At 38.6% G+C, this 17,534-nt stretch carries 19 protein-coding genes; 13 read left to right on the top strand and 6 right to left on the bottom strand.

Annotated features, from left to right (window positions below; all coding sequences use genetic code 11):
• Positions 1-43: 43 nt before the first annotated feature.
• From nosZ to PHY84_RS00500, 12 genes are all read left to right on the top strand, one after another.
• Complete coding sequence (nosZ, locus tag PHY84_RS00555) at positions 44-2,644, top strand: Sec-dependent nitrous-oxide reductase (RefSeq protein ID WP_299856615.1); 2,601 nt, start codon at positions 44-46, stop codon at positions 2,642-2,644.
• Positions 2,645-2,831: 187 nt separating this feature from the next.
• Entirely contained in the window at positions 2,832-3,614 is a 783-nt protein-coding gene (locus PHY84_RS00550) for a cytochrome C (protein ID WP_299856613.1), read from the top strand.
• A gap of 5 nt (positions 3,615-3,619) precedes the next feature.
• Positions 3,620-4,837: a nitrous oxide reductase family maturation protein NosD gene (locus PHY84_RS00545; protein WP_299856611.1), complete on the top strand. Its 1,218-nt coding sequence runs from the start codon at positions 3,620-3,622 to the stop codon at positions 4,835-4,837.
• 12 nt (positions 4,838-4,849) lie between these two features.
• Complete coding sequence (locus tag PHY84_RS00540; protein ID WP_299857033.1) at positions 4,850-5,581, top strand: 4Fe-4S dicluster domain-containing protein; 732 nt, start codon at positions 4,850-4,852, stop codon at positions 5,579-5,581.
• 5 nt (positions 5,582-5,586) lie between these two features.
• Complete coding sequence (locus PHY84_RS00535; RefSeq protein WP_299856609.1) at positions 5,587-6,198, top strand: hypothetical protein; 612 nt, start codon at positions 5,587-5,589, stop codon at positions 6,196-6,198.
• A gap of 2 nt (positions 6,199-6,200) precedes the next feature.
• Positions 6,201-6,722, top strand: coding sequence for a c-type cytochrome (locus PHY84_RS00530; RefSeq protein ID WP_299856607.1), 522 nt, complete (start codon positions 6,201-6,203; stop codon positions 6,720-6,722).
• Between the two features lie 12 nt (positions 6,723-6,734).
• Positions 6,735-7,640 (top strand): NapH/MauN family ferredoxin-type protein, encoded by a 906-nt coding sequence (locus PHY84_RS00525; protein ID WP_299856605.1) that lies wholly within the window; start codon positions 6,735-6,737, stop codon positions 7,638-7,640.
• A 3-nt stretch (positions 7,641-7,643) separates the two neighbouring features.
• Positions 7,644-8,282, top strand: coding sequence for an ABC transporter ATP-binding protein (locus tag PHY84_RS00520; protein WP_299856603.1), 639 nt, complete (start codon positions 7,644-7,646; stop codon positions 8,280-8,282).
• Complete coding sequence (locus tag PHY84_RS00515; protein ID WP_299856601.1) at positions 8,269-8,715, top strand: hypothetical protein; 447 nt, start codon at positions 8,269-8,271, stop codon at positions 8,713-8,715. The genes PHY84_RS00520 and PHY84_RS00515 overlap by 14 nt, the downstream gene beginning before the upstream one ends.
• Positions 8,716-9,543, top strand: a complete 828-nt coding sequence (locus PHY84_RS00510; protein ID WP_299856599.1) for an ABC transporter permease subunit — start codon at positions 8,716-8,718, stop codon at positions 9,541-9,543.
• Positions 9,544-9,555: 12 nt separating this feature from the next.
• Positions 9,556-10,023: a nitrous oxide reductase accessory protein NosL gene (locus PHY84_RS00505; protein ID WP_299856597.1), complete on the top strand. Its 468-nt coding sequence runs from the start codon at positions 9,556-9,558 to the stop codon at positions 10,021-10,023.
• 304 nt (positions 10,024-10,327) lie between these two features.
• Positions 10,328-11,608 carry a sensor domain-containing diguanylate cyclase gene (locus tag PHY84_RS00500; protein WP_299856595.1) on the top strand — a complete coding sequence of 427 codons (1,281 nt, stop codon included), beginning with the start codon at positions 10,328-10,330 and terminating at the stop codon, positions 11,606-11,608.
• 212 nt (positions 11,609-11,820) lie between these two features.
• Here the strand turns inward: PHY84_RS00500 and PHY84_RS00495 are convergent, their stop codons facing one another.
• The 6 genes from PHY84_RS00495 to ligA form a co-directional block, all read right to left on the bottom strand.
• Positions 11,821-12,180, bottom strand: a complete 360-nt coding sequence (locus PHY84_RS00495; protein WP_299856593.1) for a DUF86 domain-containing protein — start codon at positions 12,178-12,180, stop codon at positions 11,821-11,823.
• A complete protein-coding gene (locus PHY84_RS00490; protein WP_299856591.1) occupies positions 12,173-12,469 on the bottom strand; it encodes a nucleotidyltransferase domain-containing protein in 297 nt (98 codons plus the stop codon). Before PHY84_RS00490 ends, PHY84_RS00495 begins: the two co-directional genes overlap by 8 nt.
• Positions 12,470-12,734: 265 nt before the next feature.
• Positions 12,735-12,929, bottom strand: coding sequence for a hypothetical protein (locus PHY84_RS00485; RefSeq protein WP_299856589.1), 195 nt, complete (start codon positions 12,927-12,929; stop codon positions 12,735-12,737).
• A gap of 11 nt (positions 12,930-12,940) precedes the next feature.
• Complete coding sequence (locus PHY84_RS00480; RefSeq protein WP_299856587.1) at positions 12,941-13,711, bottom strand: BRO family protein; 771 nt, start codon at positions 13,709-13,711, stop codon at positions 12,941-12,943.
• 82 nt (positions 13,712-13,793) lie between these two features.
• On the bottom strand, positions 13,794-14,504 hold the full coding sequence (locus tag PHY84_RS00475) for a TlyA family RNA methyltransferase (RefSeq protein ID WP_299856585.1): 711 nt from the start codon (positions 14,502-14,504) through the stop codon (positions 13,794-13,796).
• Positions 14,491-16,449, bottom strand: a complete 1,959-nt coding sequence (gene ligA, locus PHY84_RS00470; protein ID WP_299856583.1) for an NAD-dependent DNA ligase LigA — start codon at positions 16,447-16,449, stop codon at positions 14,491-14,493. Before ligA ends, PHY84_RS00475 begins: the two co-directional genes overlap by 14 nt.
• Before the next feature lie 131 nt (positions 16,450-16,580).
• Here ligA and PHY84_RS00465 point away from each other — a divergent pair, with 131 nt between their 5' ends.
• Positions 16,581-17,528 (top strand): transporter, encoded by a 948-nt coding sequence (locus PHY84_RS00465; protein WP_299856581.1) that lies wholly within the window; start codon positions 16,581-16,583, stop codon positions 17,526-17,528.
• Positions 17,529-17,534: the final 6 nt, after the last annotated feature.

Here is a 17,534-nt window from a genome sequence, read left to right as displayed (position 1 = left end):
GAGTATTATTATAAAAACCTCAAACTAATTTAAGGAGAGAAAAATGGCTAAGCATTCTAAAAAACTTGTTTCGCTTCTTGTCGGTGCTTCTGTAGCTGCGTCGTTTGTGCATGCAGCAGACGGTGAACTACAAAAAGTAATGAAAGCAAGAGGACTTACTGAAACTGATGTTGTTCGTGCTGCAAAAACGTACAACCCTTCAGGTGCTAGAGATGAGTTTGTTGTCTTTAGTTCGGCAGGACAAGCCGGACAGGTAATCGTTTATGGTGTTCCATCAATGAGAATTTTAAAGTACATCGGTGTATTTACTCCGGAACCTTGGCAGGGATATGGCTTTGATGAAGAGTCTAAAAAAGTTCTCAGACAAGGAAATATCAGAGGAAGAGAAATCAATTGGGGAGATACCCACCACCCTGCTCTCTCAGAAAAAGACGGAAAGTATGACGGTAAGTGGCTTGCTATAAATGACAAAGCAAATCCGCGTATCGCCATCATCGATTTGGCAGACTTTGAAACAAAACAGATTGTTGTAAACCCTGTTTTCAAATCTGCTCACGGTGGAGCGTTCTTTACACAAAACAGTGATTATATCATCGAAGCGTGTCAGTATGCAGCTCCTTTTGATGACAACTACCACCCGATTGAAGACTACAAAGAGGTTTACCGCGGTGGTGCAACAATGTGGAGATTTGATAGCAAAAAGGGAAGAATCAACGAAAAAGAATCTTTCACTATTGAGATGCCTCCTTATATGCAAGACTTAAGTGACTCCGGTAAAGGTGTTTCTGACGGATGGGGTTTTACAAACTCATTTAACTCTGAAATGTACACAGGCGGAATTGAAGTCGGTATGCCGCCAAACGAAGCCGGTATGAGTAGAAATGATACTGACTACCTTCACGTTTACAACTGGAAAAAACTTGCAGAACTTGCAAAAGATTCTAAAAATGTAAAAGTTGTCAATAACCATAAAATAGTTCCTATGGAAGTTGCAGTTAAAAATGATGCGCTTTTCTTGATTCCGGAGCCAAAATCTCCACACGGAGTTGACGTATCTCCGGATGGTGAATACATCACAGTTTGTGGAAAGCTTGACACACACGCTTCTGTTTATAAATGGAGCAAAATTAAAGAGCTTATCAAAAATAAAGATTATGCAGGCAAAGACCCTTACGGGATTCCTATCTTAGATATGAAAAAGTCACTTCACGGACAAGCAGAGCTTGGACTTGGGCCATTGCATAACCAATACTCAAATGTTGACGGTGAGGTTTATACTTCACTTTATGTTGATAGCCAAATCGTAAAGTGGAACTACAAAACTCTAAAGGTTTTAGATAAAGTAAACGTTCACTATAACGTTGGTCACCTTTGCGGAATGGAAGGGAAATCTGCCGATCCTCAAGGAAAATATATCATTTCGCTCAACAAACTTGCAATTGACAGATTCCAAAATGTTGGACCTCTGCATCCGCAAAATCACCAGTTGATTGATGTTAGCGGTAAAAAGATGGACTTGCTTGTTGACATGCCTCTTCCACTTGGAGAGCCACACCAAGCAGTTGCGATTCGTGCTGAAAAGCTTCACGGACACGTAAGATATACAATGGGTACAAACTCAAGAACAGACTCTATCCATGAAGGTAAAACACTTGCAGGTCAAGAGAGAATTGAGAGAAAAGGCAATAAAGTTTTTGTTTATGCAACTATGGTTCGTTCTCACATAAATCCTGAGAGAATCACAGTAAACAAGGGTGATGAAGTAACATTCTACATTACAAACCTTGAGCGTGCACAAGATGAGGCGCATGGATTTACAGTTGACCACTACAATATTCACGCATCGTTAGAGCCGGGTAAAACTTCAAGTATCAAATTTACTGCTGATATTGAGGGTGTATTCCCTTACTACTGTACAGAGTTTTGTTCTGCACTTCACTTAGAGATGATGGGTTATTTGATGGTTAAAGACCCAAATAAAAAGTATGATAGCACTCAAAAGAAAAAGATGCAGACTATGTCTCCTGAGCAGTTAAAAGCTGAATATGACAAAACTGTTGCGACAAACGCTGCTACTGATGCCGTTATCCAGTCTGTTGTAAAGTTCTTAAAAGAGAACAAATATGAGAAACATAAAGTTGTTGCAGACCTTGTAACTGACGCTATGGATCAGTATGGAAAGATTCCTGAACAAAAGAAACAAGCTGATGCAGCGGTAAAAGCCGGTGATATGGAAAAAGCAATTCTATTTGAAAACATGATTTGGCAGTACATGGTTAAAACTGCGGATGTCGGTATCAGAGCAAAAGATGCGCTTGTGAGACTTATCGCTACAAAACAGTCAGCTGCTGCGGCTGCGGGTGAAAAAGCATTTGGCGAAGGCGGATGTGGCGGATGTCACGTTATCGGTAAAGTATCTTCTGGTCCTGACTTAACCGGTGTTCTTCAAAGACATGGAGAAAACGGTGAGAAGTGGGTAAAAGACTTTATCATGAACCCTGAAAAAATGTACACCGATCCGTATGTTAAAGGTATGATTGACTACTTCAACCTAAGAATGCCAAACCAGCATATGGATGAAAAAGAGACTAAGAACATCATTGAATACCTAAAATGGGTAGATCAAAACGCAAATCTCTTCTAAATTTTTTTAAAGAGTTGCAAAGGGGGAGGGAATTTATTCTTTCCCCCTTTTTTTATGCCAAAAAATTAAAAAAATTTCATAAATCAATCTTATAAAAGAAATTTTATTATATAATACATCTAAAATAGAATTTGAATATTTATCTCAAATTTTGAAATTTTATTTTATTCAACAAAGGAACTCTTTCATGCATCCAAGTATCATAAAAGCGAGAGTATTTGCAACACTAGCCCTCCTCATATTGACTTTTTCTTTTACTTTTCCCATGATTGCTTTTCATGGCACATTAAACAAGATTCATGCCGGTAAGCCTGAAGAGATATCTTCACTCAGTAAAAGTGTCTGGAATCTCTACAATCAAGGCAGATATAAAAGTGTTACAACACCCAAAGAGGCGCATAACAACCTTGACGAGATGATAGCCTCTGCCTCAGAGATAGGTGTTGCTTCTATGCCTATCTGGGCTGTTTCGCTTGAAGCTCCAAACTACCCAAAAGAGGCGTTTCCGCTCGGCATTCCTGTCTTTTTTCACTTTGACGGATATAGCGGTGAAGTACATGAGATGAACACTATCAACCACTATGTCGGAATGGATCCGATGTGGGTTGGCGGAATAATAGAGCGTGAAATTGGTATCTATGCGCTTTTGGCACTCTCTTTGGGGATGATTTATTTTATAGCTTACAACACAAAAATACTCAACTTTATCATGCTTGTTCCTGCATCGCTTCCGCTTCTTTTTATTGCCGACTACTCATACTGGCTCTACTGGTTTGGACACAATCTGCATGACTGGGGTGCATTTAAAATTAAACCTTTTATGCCGACTGTTTTTGGTGATGGAAAGATTGCTCAGTTTACAACACACTCTTACCCGACTATCGGTTTTTATCTTATTGTAGCAATCGGTCTGTTGAGCCTTTTGGCGTTCTTCGCAAAGCAAAAAGCTCTTCGTGAGATGCAAAAGTAATTAACATGTTCAAGCCGCTTTTTGCACTATTGGCTCTCGTTTTGCCTTTGTTTGGGGCAAATATATTGCAAGAAGCCATTGATGCTGCGCCGAGTGGCTCTATTTTGAAACTTCCTGCCGGTGTTTACAAAGGAAATCTGGTTATAAATAAGCCATTAACGATTATAGGAAAAGAAGCCGGTGTCGTTATTGATGGAGAAAACAAAGGAACTGTCGTTCAGATAAAAAGCTCTTATGTGACACTTAAAAATCTTAAAATTATTAACAGTGGCGATAGACATGAAAAAATCGATGCAGCAATTACTATCTCCGATGCAAGCCAGTGTGAGATAAGCGAGTGTGTCATAGATAATTGTCTTTTTGGTATCGATATGCAGATGGTACGCAACTCTATTATTGCAAACAACACCATAACTTCTAAAGATTTTGAACTGGGACTCAAGGGGGACGGGTTAAGACTTTGGTATAGCAACGACAATATCGTTAAAAAAAACAAACTTATCCATTCAAGAGATATGGTTGTTTGGTATAGTCATGGAAATATCATCGAAGAGAACATCGGCGAGTATTGCAGATACTCTTTACACTTTATGTATGCAGGTAAAAATATAGTACGTAACAACCGATATCAGTACAACTCGGTAGGGATATTTTTTATGTACTCCAAAGACACCATAGCAACGGGCAACTTTGTAAAAAGTTCGCTTGGAGCTACCGGTATGGGTATAGGCATGAAAGAGGCATCAAGCTTTACCATCAAGGATAACACTATTTTATACTGTGCACAAGGGATGTATATCGACAGATCTTCTTTTGAGCCTGATACACAAAACTTTATAGAGAACAACAAAATTCTCTATAATTCAGAGGGTTTTCGCTTCCACTCACTCAGTGAAAGCAATGTTATCAAAAATAACAAAGTAATGGGAAATATAGAAGATGTTGTAAATGACGGAAAATCTAGCAAAACATACAACAATGATATATCTCAAAACTATTGGGATAACTATGAGGGATTTGACAAAAATGGAGACAACATAGGAGACACGCCGCATAAAGTGTATCAGTATGCAGATCAGCTTTGGGTTTACAATCCGAATGTAAAATTTTTTTACGGCTCACCTGTTATTTCTCTACTCAATTTTTTAGCAAAATTGGCGCCGTTTTCAAAACCGCTTTTTTTGTTTGAAGATAAAGAACCTATAATTAAAATAGAAGGATAGATTTTGGAAAAAGTGAAAACAGACAAAAGAGAGTTTATCAAATACTCTACACTCGGTGTTTTGGGTCTGGTACTGGGCAGCGGAATGGTTTTTTCTCCTTATGTACTCAGAGCCGAAAACAGACTGCGACCACCCGGAGCAGTGGATGAGAAGAAGTTTTTAGCACTCTGCATTAAATGCGGTCAGTGTCTTCAGGTCTGCCCTTACCACTCCATCAAACTTGCCGACTTTGTTAACGGGCATGGCGTTGGAACACCATACATCGACGCAAACGAGAGGGGCTGCTATGCGTGCAGTGCCGTTCCCTGTGTTCTTGCATGTCCTAGCGGTGCGCTTGATCACCACTGTGAAAAACCAGAAGATATCAAAATGGGTATAGCGGTGCTGGAGTTTCCTGATACTTGTATAGCGATAAAAGGTACACCTATTCCAAAGGGTTACAATGAGAGAATGCACAAATTTACCGACTCAGTTGTTAACATAAACCCGCTTGAAGAGAAACTTTTAGAAAAATTTGACTCTTTTGAGGGCAAAGAGTGTACACTTTGTGCCGATATGTGCCCTATACCAAATCCACTAAGCGCCATCGCTATGGTAAGAGATAGCGGCGGCGGCATGCGACCTGAAATCTATGACGGATGTATAGGTTGCGGTGTATGCCAAGAAGTTTGTCCGACAAACACTCCTTCTATCGTTGTTAAACCAAGAGTAACATATACACAATTTTATGGAAACAGAGGATAATTAACATGAAAATAAAAAATTTAGCACTTCTTTGTATAGTTACATCACTTGGGCTATTAAGCGGTTGTAGCGATAGCAGCAAACAAGAGGGCAAAGAGAAAAAGGCAGCAAGTGAAGTTACCTCTGCACAAAAGATAGAGGTTGTAAAAAACGAAAATGCTCAGGAAATAAAGGTAGCACTAAAAGAGGGCGATGAGAACCAAAGCAAATCATACTACTATGACTACAACGTTAAAAGTGCCTACAATCCAAACATGCAACCCGCAAATGATGATGCTTCCGTGCGAGAAAAGGCAAGAAGTGCAATTGATGCAAACTTGCATGTTAGAAGTCCTTATGAAAATGTAGAAATTTCCATGCTGGTTAAAAAACTAAGCAAAGAGTTTATCGTAAAGTGTTCTGCTTGCCACAATGATTATGCAAACGGTGTTATCGGACCGTCACTTCTTGGCAGAGATGCTGATTTTATCTTTGAAAAAATTTCAAAATTTAAAGATGGCTCGGCTACAAATGTTCTGATGAAGGATCTTGTAAGCCAAATGGATACAAAAGAGATAAGAGCTATGGCAGATGAGATTTATGAATTTAACAAAAAAATAAAAGAGATGAGAAAATAGAGATGAAAAATATTATTGTAGGAATTTTGACACTGGTTATCGCTGCGTTAATGGCTTATACCGCTTCGCAGGGAAGAGCATACCACGGCGGAGAACACTCAAGAGTAATTGAAGATATCGGTGCGGATAAAAATATACCGGCTCAAGCAAGCATATCACAAGCAACAACGCAGCAAATGTCACAGCCTCAAGAGAAAAGCGACAGAGAGAAAGAAGATGAGCAACTAAAAGCCATCAAAGACAAAGCCGGAAATGTGGGCGAAATCAAAGTAAGTACGGAGTACAAGAGCAAGTGTGCTGCTTGTCATGGTGCAAACGGTTCTGGAGAACAAGATGGAAGAAAACTTATGGGACCAAAGCTCTATGGACAGAGTGCAGAAAAACTTTACAAAGATTTGGTTGACTTTAAAGCCGGAAGAAAAGAGAACATCATTATGAAAGGGCTTCTCATCAACACAAGTGAAGAGGAGTTAAAACGCTATGCAGACGAGATTGGTGCTTTTCATCTTCAACAAAAACAGTAAAAAGGGGAAAAAATGGATAAGTACAACAACCGAGAGACCATAAAAAACTCCACATTTTGGTCCACCTTTTTCAACAAAACAAGAGAGGGCAAAAGCGTTCTAAGCTACAGAGCAAAAAGGTGGGTACTTGTCATTGCCATCCATCTTCTCTTTTTTCTCTCGTTTCATGTCGATATCCAAGCACTTGAGGGAACGCTTAACGGTTCACGCTTTTTAGGTTTTCACCTCATAGATGTTTTTACAACGATGCAGCTTTTTTTGGCAACACATGAGATACCTGTAAACATGATTATCGGTACGGTTACCATCGTCATAGTCTATATGCTTATAGGCGGGCGTACCTACTGTGCGTGGGTTTGTCCTTATGGGCTTCTAAGTGAAATCGGCGAGAAGTGGCACAATACGCTTGTGAGCAAAAAAATCATTAAAGAGCGAAAGTTCGACCACCGTGTAAGACATGTTTTTTGGATTATCTTTTTGGTGCTTGCACTATTTAGCGGTTATCTTGTTTTTGAAACATTCAATGTTGTTGGGATTTTGAGCCGTATGATTGCCTATGGATGGAGCTTGGCTCTTCTGTGGGTTGTAGCAGTTTTTGTGATAGAGGTTTTTTACTCACGCAGAGCATGGTGTACTTATGTCTGCCCAATCGGTACAACTTATGGCTATATCGGCAAGATTTCAGCACTTCGCATCGAATGGAATGACAACTGTGACCACTGTATGGTTTGCCATGATGTCTGTTTTGAAAATCAGGTTTTAGAGATTACAAAAGCAAAATACGATAAGCAGAGAGAAGAAAAAGGGATAACAAAAGAGTATATCACCGGTGCTGACTGCACGCTTTGCGGAAGATGTGTCGATGTTTGCCACGCTGATGCTCTTAACTTTGACTTTAGACTAAAAAGCTTGGTTTAGCAAATGATAGAAGTAACAAATCTTACCAAAAAATTTGGCTCTCACCTCTCTTTGGATTGTGTCAGCTGCACACTTAAAGATGGCGACTCTATCGCACTCATGGGAGCGAACGGGGCAGGAAAAACAACGCTTATACGATCTATCCTCGGGTACTACCATCCTGATGGCGGTGAAGTGCTTATCAATGGGCAAAACCCCATCAAAGAGCGCACAAACGTGCTTAAAGACATCAGTTTCGTTCCACAACTCCCCCCACCCATCAAACTCAGCATCGAAGAGCTTATGCACTATATCAGCGTGAGTGCGGATGTAGATAAAGAGCGCATAAAATACTATGCAAACGAGATGAAGCTCGACATCAACGAAAACATGAACAAATCATTTTTCAAACTAAGCGGCGGTATGAAGCAAAAACTCCTCATAGCTATCAGTCTTGCAAAAAAGAGCAGTATCATCATATATGACGAACCCACAGCCAACCTTGACCCAAAAGCAAGGGATGATTTTTACAGACTTTTAAAGCAAAACAAAGAGCAAAAGACACTTCTTTTTGTAACCCACAGACTAGAAGAGGTAAAAGAGCTTGTCAACAGACAAATTTATATGGATATGGGAAAAATAGTTTCTGATGAGATTTTTTAAGTTTTTTTTCCTTTTCATTTCGTTGGTATTTGCACTTGGATGTAGCTCTTCTGATGCACAAACAGTGCAAAAGCGTATGTGTCCAAAATGCAATATGCCTCTGCCGGATTCCAGTATTCACACGGCAACGCTTGAGGCAAATACAAAAAAACTCTCTTTTGATGACATAGGGTGTCTTGTTTTATGGGCAAAAGAGCATGATGTGGCACTTGATAGTGCAAAAATAGAAGTCTTTTCAAACGATACACACAAATACATAGATGCGCAAAAAGCTTTTTTTACCATCAATGAAAAAACACCTATGAACTATGGATTTGCAGCTTATGAAGCACAAAAAACTGATACAATTCCAATCAACGAAGTAACGCTAAAGATGCTCCGCGGCGAGCATATGGCAAACCCGAAAATCAGAAAACAGATATTAGGAAACTAGATGAAAAATCTATATCTCATCGCATACCTAGACCTCAAAGAGTCCATAAGAGCAAAGTGGTTTTTGGTCTATTCACTTGTTTTTGGCGGACTTATCGCCCTCTTTTTCATCGCGGGGGTAACAGAGTCGCAAGTGATGGGCTTTAGCGGACTAAGCAGACTTCTTTTGATGTATATCCAAATCACTATCGTCATTCTTCCAATTTTTATCCTTATAACCACTGTTCGCTCCATCTCGGGCGATAGAGACAACCATATCTTAGAATATATGCTCTCATTTCCCATTTCACTCAAACATTACTACTGGGGCAAAGTGATAGGGAGATTTATCACGGTTTATATCCCTGTACTCTTTGCAATGGTTATCGCTATCATCTATGGAGCTATCAAGGGGGCAGCGATTCCCTGGAGCATCTTCTTTTTATACACGGGGCTTCTCTTTTCGCTCTCAAGTACATTTTTAGGGATTGCTTTTTTTATCTCCTCTTTTGTAAAATCCTCTGAGGTTGCTCTTGGTATCGCATTTTTTATCTGGATATTTTTGCTGTCATTTATCGATATAGCACTTATCTCACTTATGTTGCAGCAGAGAATGAATGATGGTGTCATCATCTTTATTGCCCTTATCAACCCGATGGAACTCTTCCGTGTCGCCGCTATCTCGCTTTTTGACCCTGAACTTACCGTTATGGGTCCTGTTGCGTTTTATATACTTGATTTGATGAGCCAGAGTGTTTTTGTAGTTGTTGCTATTGGATATCCGCTTATGCTTGGTATCGCATTTGCTACATTTGGATTTCTTATCTTTAAGAAAAAAGATTTAGTTTAAAAAGGAAGATTTATGAAAATATTACTTATCGTTGCTCTATTTTTTGGTTCTCTTTGGGGTTATGCTATGGATTATGACAAAGAGAGTGAGTGTGTCGTACGCAAACTCAAAGTCCATAAAGACCCGCAATGGGTCTCTAAAATCGAGCTTACCAACGGCAAAAAGCTCTTTTTCTCCAGTCCAAAGTCAATGATAGAATTCTACCACCAACCGGGAAGATGGTACGACATAGGTGTCAAAAGCGAAGATGACTTTAAAGAGCTTTTGGTTACAGACTACAACACACTCAAACCCATCGATGCCAAAGGTGCTTTTTATGTTTACGGAAGCAGCATAACCTCTCCTGCGGGCGACGACCTTGTCCCTTTTGCAAGCTATGAAGATGCAAAAACATTTGCACAAAAGAACAACGGCAAAAGAGTGCTAAGTTTCAAAGAGATAAAGGAGTCGCTCATCAGACTCCTCAACAATCGTATATAATTCTAAATTAGAACCAATTTTGAAGAGACAATCCCTCAACTAAAAACAGTCAATCATAGATAATTTTGACAATCTCACTCACTATATTTGGAAAAAAATTCAACTTCCTAAATTTACCCTTATTAATATTTATAGATGTCACCAACGTCGCTTAAGGTGTTAACTAAATAAGTTTCTGTCTATATAAGTGAGGTCATTCCTGTTGGCGTTAAAAAAATATACAGCTACAAATAAAATTTTAATGGCTATAATATATTCACTAGCTATTTTTTTATAGTTAAATTATTAAGAGTAGGGAGTTGAGATGCTAGTTATTAAAAAATATTTTTCAGAAATTCAAGAGTGTGTTCGTAATTTTAATATTAATGTTGAGAGTTTGCAGTCTAAATACTCAAGTGACTTTTTATACACACATGCCATTACAGAGTATAAAAAACTATTTTTAGAGCTTCTTTTATCTAAGTCCAAAGAGGAAATTGAGCAAAATACTAAAATATTAGTAAATTTTACGATTGAACAGGATATATCTTATCTATTTCTATATAGTGAACTTGTAACTGTTGTTCGCAGACTTCTTGGTAACATTATAGATAAACATGATTTTGAGCATATTGATGAAATAAATATATTTTTTACGGAGCATGAAGATAAAATTACAGATTTGTACTTAGCAAAATTTTTAGATCAGCTAAAACTTAAAAATGAGCTTCGTCTCTCTCATATACAATCAATGCCAGATAAAAAATTTATGATACATTACGAAAATCATATAAAGTGGATAATTAATCTTATTGTTTATATTCAAAAAAATGAGAGTGATAAAAATTATCCTGAACTCAATCCTAATCTATGCGATTTTGGCAAATGGATGAAAGGTTCATCAACCTCTTATTTGCTCTCCACATCTCACTTTAAAGTAATAGAAAAGCTCCATATGAATCTGCATGATTTGGCTGCAAATGTAGTTAACTATTGTAAGAGTAATAAATCCCATCCGGCAACGCTTATTCATCTAATGAATCGAATAGACTACTACTCGCTTGAAATCGGTAATGAGATTGCTTTTTTAAACGAGATTGAAGAGAGTGCTAAAGACCCTCTTACTCATCTGCTCACAAGACGTTTGTTCAATAAAATCATGCTTAGCAAGATAGATATTGCAAAGGTAACAGGCAGAGAATTTGCTCTGATGATGTGTGATTTGGATCATTTTAAGTTGGTGAATGATACTTACGGACACGCAGTAGGTGATATAGTACTTCAGCACTTTTCAAAAATATTAGAACAAACTCTTCGAAAATCAGACTATATTTTTCGTTTTGGCGGCGAAGAGTTTATGATTTTGCTTCCTATGACGAGCAAAGAAGAGACCCTGATACTTGCGCAGAAAATTTGTGATATAACAGCTTCCAAAGAGGTCGTTGTTGAGAATATAACTATCCGCTATACCGTAAGCATAGGAACTCTTACCGTTCTTGCTGATAATAGCATAATGGCTACTCAAGAGGCAGTCGATAAATTTGTCATAAAAGTAGATGAAAAACTCTACCTTGCTAAAGAGAGAGGCAGAAACCGTGTTGAGTAGATTTTAACTTTACTCACACTCATATAATGAAATATGCCCAAAAAGAAATGCCTTTTAAGTGAATACAATACTCATCAGAAAAGTGGATATCCATTCACTATAATGCACCTGCGCCATTTTTTGCTCTTCAAATATATGTGTACCTATATGTGCATTGTGCACCTTTGCTCACTTAATGTTTAACTTTACCGAATAGGTTTACCTATCGGGTACTAGGACTTGTTATCCAATTTACTTAGCATATCCTTAATGGCTTTTTCAAATTCATCAAAATCCTCTCCCAAGGTATCCCATAAAACTTTATCATCTACTCCAAAATAATGATGCGTTAAAACATCTCTCATTTTTGCTATTTCACTCCATGGGATTTGGGGATATTCTTCTGTAAGCTCTCTTGGAATATTCTTTACTGCTTCTCCAATGTTTTCAAAAGCTTTTGCAACGGCATAAACTTTTTCAAGATTTTCCGTAAATTCATCATAAGTTATATTTTCAACAAATTTTTTAATATTTTTACATTCATTAGCTATATCTTCTATGTAAAGTTTATAGTCTCTATTGCTTTTAAACATAGCTAATGTCCTTTTGAATATAGCTTTTTATTTGTGGTTTTAATGTTTCGTCTCTTACTAAATCAATTTTTTTATGAAAAAAATCTTCAAGTTGTTTTATGAGTTTAAGATATGTAAACATGGATAGTTTTTTGTCTTTTTCGATTTTATATAAAATATCTATATCACTATTTTCAGTAGCTTCATCTCTGGCAAAAGAACCAAACAAACCGATAAATTGTATCCCAAATTGATTATGATAGTATTCTTGACTTGATTTTAAATAGTTTAAAATATCTTGTTTGTGCATTATTCTATCTCCTCATATTCATCAAATGCAACATCATCGCTCCACGCTCCCGCACACGAAGTTATCCCAACCTGTTTTTACTTTCTCTTCAAGATTGTTATCCATATATATAGTAAACTGCGCCATCTTTGCTTAATATATGTGTACTTATATGTGCATTATATATAATGATGTTTTAAGGTTATGTTAAAGTTTTTGGCTTGATGGTACAAGTGTTCAGTATGCGTTCTACCTCTGTAGAGGTTGAATGAGGAAAAATAAACTTTTATATTTTATATTCTAATTTAGAAATATCTATCTTTTCATTTTCAAATGGTTTTACAATTGCCTTGATTTCAGATATATTTGTTATATTTTGAAATCCTATTTCTGAATTTTTCAATGTTGTTTCTAGTGTATAAAATTTTTCTCCATCTATATACAACCCTTTTTTAAACGCCCATTCAACAATCAAGTGCAACACAGTTATTTTTATAGTGTAGCTTCAAGTTCGGCTCTTGCTACTTTTGCTACATTACCGCCTTGGCGTGCAACATTTTTACTCTCCTCAAAGCTTTGTGGATTTATCGCTTCTGAAATATCTTTTGTTGAGGCTTCCGCCAACATACTTAAAATAAGCTCCGTATTTGTCATGTTGTCTCGCAGATTTTCTTTTTTGAGTCCTTTTAGGATTTTGTACTCTTTTGTTGCTTTATCTGCCCAAGTTTTTGTGATGATGTCTGTAAGTGTTGCAAACTCTGCTCCCTTTTGCACTCCTACTCTTTGCCACTCATCTGTTAACTCTTTTCGTATCTCTATGCTTTTTAGTCTTTGATTTATCCAATTTTGGCTGTATCCGAGTTCCAAATACTGCTTCAACGCTCTATCAATGCTAAGTTCAGGGTCGCTCATCTCATCAAGTCGTTCACTTGCCACTCTTGCCAACCATAGCTTAAAAGGCTCTGCTTTTGGCGATGGGATGGGATGGATAAGTCTAAAAAGTTGCTGCGTATCGGCTACATCCGTTAGCCTCATCTTCCCATCTTCTGCTTTCATTTTCAAAGTGTGACAATTTGTCACGGTTTCATTTCCCTCAGCTTTTAACCTTTGTTTTAATTTCCTCCAATAAGCACCTAAGTCAGCACTTTCCGTCAATATCTCAACAACATCTACAATAGATATATACCACTTCTCTTGCTTTTCATCCCAAAGAGTGCGTACCTTTTTCTCTTCAAAGAGCTTGATTGATTCGTTTGGTTTCATCGGTCTCCCCTTTAACAATCGTTTTGGGCATTATAACTATTTTGAATGTATTGGCCTAAAAAGTATTGCAATTTGTCATATTTTACTTCTCAAAAAAGTAGCAGTACTCCAGATTGCCCTCTTTGCCTGTGAGTTTTGAAGCTGATTTTTGAACCAATCTCCACCCTTTTAGCTTGCACGCATCTTCAAACTTTATCATCGCTTGCAGTACGGCTTTCTCATCGGTTACAACACCGTTTTTATCTCTTTTTGCTTCCCGTCCTACTTCAAACTGCGGTTTGAAAAGCAGGATGATTTTATCTTTTGCAAGTCTGTCCACGGCATCAAGTATATGAAGCAGGGAGATAAAAGCGACATCGCTTACAACTATGTCAAACTCTTTGTCACTCTCAAACTCTCTTATATCGCACTCTTCGTATGAGTGAACTCTGCTGTCTTTTTTTAGGCTTGCATGAAGCTGATCCCGCCCTACATCTACAGCCGTGACCTCAGCAACTCCGCTCTCCAGTAGTACCTGCGTAAATCCGCCTGTTGATGAGCCTATGTCAAGTGCAACGCTGCCTTTTAAATCAAGCCCCGTCTCATCCAAAAAAGCACTTAGTTTAAAAGCCGCGCGGGAGACATACTCTTTATGCTCTTTCACTGCTACTTTATCGCTCTGTTTTAGTGCAAACGAACTCTTGATTATCTGCTCGCCGTTTACGCTTACAAGTCCCTCTTTTATGAGCGTTTGCGCCTTATTTCTGCTCTCGCATAAACCATGTTCAACCAAATAGTTATCAAGCCTGCTCAAGTTTTTCTCTCATCTCTTGCTCACTAAGAACCGTAACTCCCAACTCCATAGCCTTGTCGTATTTGCTCCCCGCATCTTCGCCGTAAATCACAAAATCCGTCTTTTTAGAGACCGAACTTACAACTTTTGCGCCCAAAGATTCAAGCATCTCTTTTATCGTGTCCCTGCTTTGGCTCATACTTCCTGTGAGTACGACACTTCTGTCTTTAAAAGGGTTCTCTTTTGCCTCTTGTCTCTGTTTTGGTTCTAAGGGGCGTAAAATCTCTTGAAGTTTTGCAATTGTATCTCTGTTTACTCTGACAAACTCCAAAACAGACTCCGCCATCTCTTCGCCAAAGCCATCTAGTGCAACTATTTCATCCTTTGAGGCATCTACAAAAGAGCTTCCGAATCTGCTGCTCAAAGCCTTAGACGCAACCTCTCCGATATGTTCAATCCCCAAAGAGTTCACAAATCGCCAGTAGTCACACCCTTTTGCAGCTTCTAGCGACTCAAGCAGATTTTGCGCTTTTTTCTCCTTGAAACCCTCCAGTATTAAAAGCTTCTCCATATTCAAGTCGAACAAATCAAGCACGCTCTTTACCAAGCCCGCTTCAAAAAGAGCTTCAACTATTTTTGAACCCAAACCGTCGATATTTAAACACGGCTTTGAGGCAAAATAGATGATGGAGTTTATAACTCTTGCTTCACATGTAAGGTTTTGGCACTTCAAGAGAACTCCCTCGTCCAAAAGCTCACCGCCGCAAACAGGACAATTTGTAGGTCTTTGAACCTTAGCCTCATTTCCGTCTCTCTCATGGGTTAAAACTTTTATGATTTTTGGTATCACATCTCCGCTTCTAAGGATAATCACTTTATCTTTTAATCGTATATCTTTTCTATCTATCTCGTCAAAATTGTGCAGAGTTGCGCGCTCGACTATAACACCGTCTATGTTTGTCGGCTCAACCACGGCAACCGGAGTTACTGCGCCCGTTCGTCCGACTTGAAGGATTATCTCTTTTAGCGTGGTTATCTTCTCGACTGCCGGAAACTTGTAAGCAACTGAGAAACGTGGGTTTTTGACCGTATAGCCCATATCTATCTGCGCGGCTATCTCGTTTACTTTTATAACCATCCCATCAAGCATCATGGCGTAACTATCGCGGTTTTTGTTCATCTCATCATACACCGCTTCTATCTCGCCAAAATCTCTGCATACTGCACAAAGAGGCGGTTTTTTAAATCCCAAAGAGTAGATATACTCCATCTTTTGGCTTAGAAGTTTATGCTCTAACGTATTTTCTCCCACACCGTAAGGCAAAAAGACAAGATTTCTTGAAGCGGTAATGCTTGAGTCAAGCTGTCTTAAACTCCCAGCCGCTGCATTTCTCGGGTTTGCAAAAACTGCCTCGCCTTTTACGGTTCTCTCTTGGTTTATCCTCTCGAACTCCTCTTTGTAAAGCACAACTTCGCCGCGAATCTCAATGCGCTCTTTATGCTCAATGGTCAGAGGAATGGAGCGAATCGTCTTGACATTTTGCGTTATCAGCTCTCCCACACTTCCATCTCCTCTCGTGATACCTTGAGCAAGAATACCGTTTTCATAGATAAGATTTAGCGATGCACCGTCGTACTTTGGTTCACAATAAAAGGAGATATTGCTATCAAGTTTGTAGGTTTTAGTAAGCCATTTTTGCAGTCCATCAGAATCAAAAACATCTTCCAAACTCCACATACGACTAAGATGTGAGGCTTTATCAAATCCATCAGAGACAACATCACCGACTCGCTGCGTAGGAGAAAAGGCTAAAATATCCTCTTCGTGCTGCTCTTCATACTCCAAAACTTCATGGTAGAGTTTATCGTAAACCTCATCGGTAGTAAGCGGGTTGTCAAGGACATAGTAGTGATATGAGTAGAGGTTTAAAAGCTCTACTGCTTTTTTATATTGTTCTTTATTCATAGATGAAATTTTATCGAAAAGTTATTAAACTTTTTTTATGATAATGACTATCACTATTTATCTTAAATTAAGAACTTTTCCACTACACTTCTTTATTGAGGATGAATATCACTTTAAAAAAGGTTGGAAAAATGAAAAAAATAGCTTTAGCGTTGGGCATGGTTGCGCCGCTTATGATATTTGCGGATGTTGTCCCTGCCATAAACTCCAAAGGCGGGGCGCAGGTTTTGCCTGAGGGAGTGGCAAAGATGACAATCAAACATATACAGTTTGATAGAAAAAATATGTTTGATGGCTCTCATGAGGCACAAAATAAAGAAAATTTGGATGCAACGGCAAATATAACTCTGTTTAAACTAAACTACGGGGTAACAAAAACAACGACTTTGGGAGTTATAGTTCCATATAAAAACATAGAAGCTACTGCAAAGCTTGGCATAAATGATGTCGCCATAGACAACAGCGGGGTGGGCGATGTTATCATGGTTGCAAGGCATGTGCTTTTGCCAATGAGCAAGTATGGGTTTCAACTCTCTCTTGATGGCGGCGTAAAGCTCCCGACAGGTTCAAACGACAACGGCTTTAAAAAAGCTCCTGCTTTTGCTACAGGCATAAATACCCCGATGCCCACACAGATGGGAACGGGAGAGTTTGAGTATAAAATCGGGATGGGAGTTTCATATATGTTGGATGATAACTGGGAAATGGACGCTCACACTATGTTTACTTACAGACCAAAAGCAGAGCATGATTATGATTTTGGAAACGAGTTAAGCTTTGATCTCTCTACGACAAAAGCCATTACAAAACAGATAAATGTGGGAATTGAGTATAATTTTGCGTACAATACCACAACCGACATGGGCGAGGACACCAACACACAGCTTCGCGCGATGCTTCCGTTTAAGGCTTTTAGCGGAAGTGCGGGTTATGTCACGCCGCAGATAGAGTTTTTGCCTTTTGGCAAACCCAAAATCCACTTTGGCGTGGGTATTTCGTTCTTGGCGCATTATGACTTAAAAGAGTATCAGCCGCTTGAAAAAGAGCGATTTATCGCAAGAGTTGGATATATTTTTTAAAATTGA

Source organism: Sulfurimonas sp. (genome assembly GCF_028694605.1).
Taxonomy (GTDB): Bacteria; Campylobacterota; Campylobacteria; order Campylobacterales; family Sulfurimonadaceae; genus Sulfurimonas.
The sequence above is the reverse complement of the archived record's forward strand: the minus strand, read 5'-3'. Positions and strand labels throughout refer to the sequence as shown.

Excerpts from the sequence above, each read along its gene's own strand:
- PHY84_RS00505 (WP_299856597.1), top strand. The coding sequence starts at position 9,556 with ATGAAAATATTACTTATCGTTGCTCTATTTTTTGGTTCTCTTTGGGGT.
- PHY84_RS00530 (WP_299856607.1), top strand. The coding sequence starts at position 6,201 with ATGAAAAATATTATTGTAGGAATTTTGACACTGGTTATCGCTGCGTTA.
- PHY84_RS00545 (WP_299856611.1), top strand. The coding sequence starts at position 3,620 with ATGTTCAAGCCGCTTTTTGCACTATTGGCTCTCGTTTTGCCTTTGTTT.
- ligA (WP_299856583.1), bottom strand. The coding sequence starts at position 16,449 with ATGAATAAAGAACAATATAAAAAAGCAGTAGAGCTTTTAAACCTCTAC.
- PHY84_RS00535 (WP_299856609.1), top strand. The coding sequence starts at position 5,587 with ATGAAAATAAAAAATTTAGCACTTCTTTGTATAGTTACATCACTTGGG.
- PHY84_RS00490 (WP_299856591.1), bottom strand. The coding sequence starts at position 12,469 with ATGCACAAACAAGATATTTTAAACTATTTAAAATCAAGTCAAGAATAC.
- PHY84_RS00510 (WP_299856599.1), top strand. The coding sequence starts at position 8,716 with ATGAAAAATCTATATCTCATCGCATACCTAGACCTCAAAGAGTCCATA.
- PHY84_RS00465 (WP_299856581.1), top strand. The coding sequence starts at position 16,581 with ATGAAAAAAATAGCTTTAGCGTTGGGCATGGTTGCGCCGCTTATGATA.
- PHY84_RS00525 (WP_299856605.1), top strand. The coding sequence starts at position 6,735 with ATGGATAAGTACAACAACCGAGAGACCATAAAAAACTCCACATTTTGG.
- PHY84_RS00520 (WP_299856603.1), top strand. The coding sequence starts at position 7,644 with ATGATAGAAGTAACAAATCTTACCAAAAAATTTGGCTCTCACCTCTCT.
- PHY84_RS00515 (WP_299856601.1), top strand. The coding sequence starts at position 8,269 with ATGAGATTTTTTAAGTTTTTTTTCCTTTTCATTTCGTTGGTATTTGCA.
- PHY84_RS00500 (WP_299856595.1), top strand. The coding sequence starts at position 10,328 with ATGCTAGTTATTAAAAAATATTTTTCAGAAATTCAAGAGTGTGTTCGT.
- nosZ (WP_299856615.1), top strand. The coding sequence starts at position 44 with ATGGCTAAGCATTCTAAAAAACTTGTTTCGCTTCTTGTCGGTGCTTCT.
- PHY84_RS00480 (WP_299856587.1), bottom strand. The coding sequence starts at position 13,711 with ATGAAACCAAACGAATCAATCAAGCTCTTTGAAGAGAAAAAGGTACGC.
- PHY84_RS00495 (WP_299856593.1), bottom strand. The coding sequence starts at position 12,180 with ATGTTTAAAAGCAATAGAGACTATAAACTTTACATAGAAGATATAGCT.
- PHY84_RS00550 (WP_299856613.1), top strand. The coding sequence starts at position 2,832 with ATGCATCCAAGTATCATAAAAGCGAGAGTATTTGCAACACTAGCCCTC.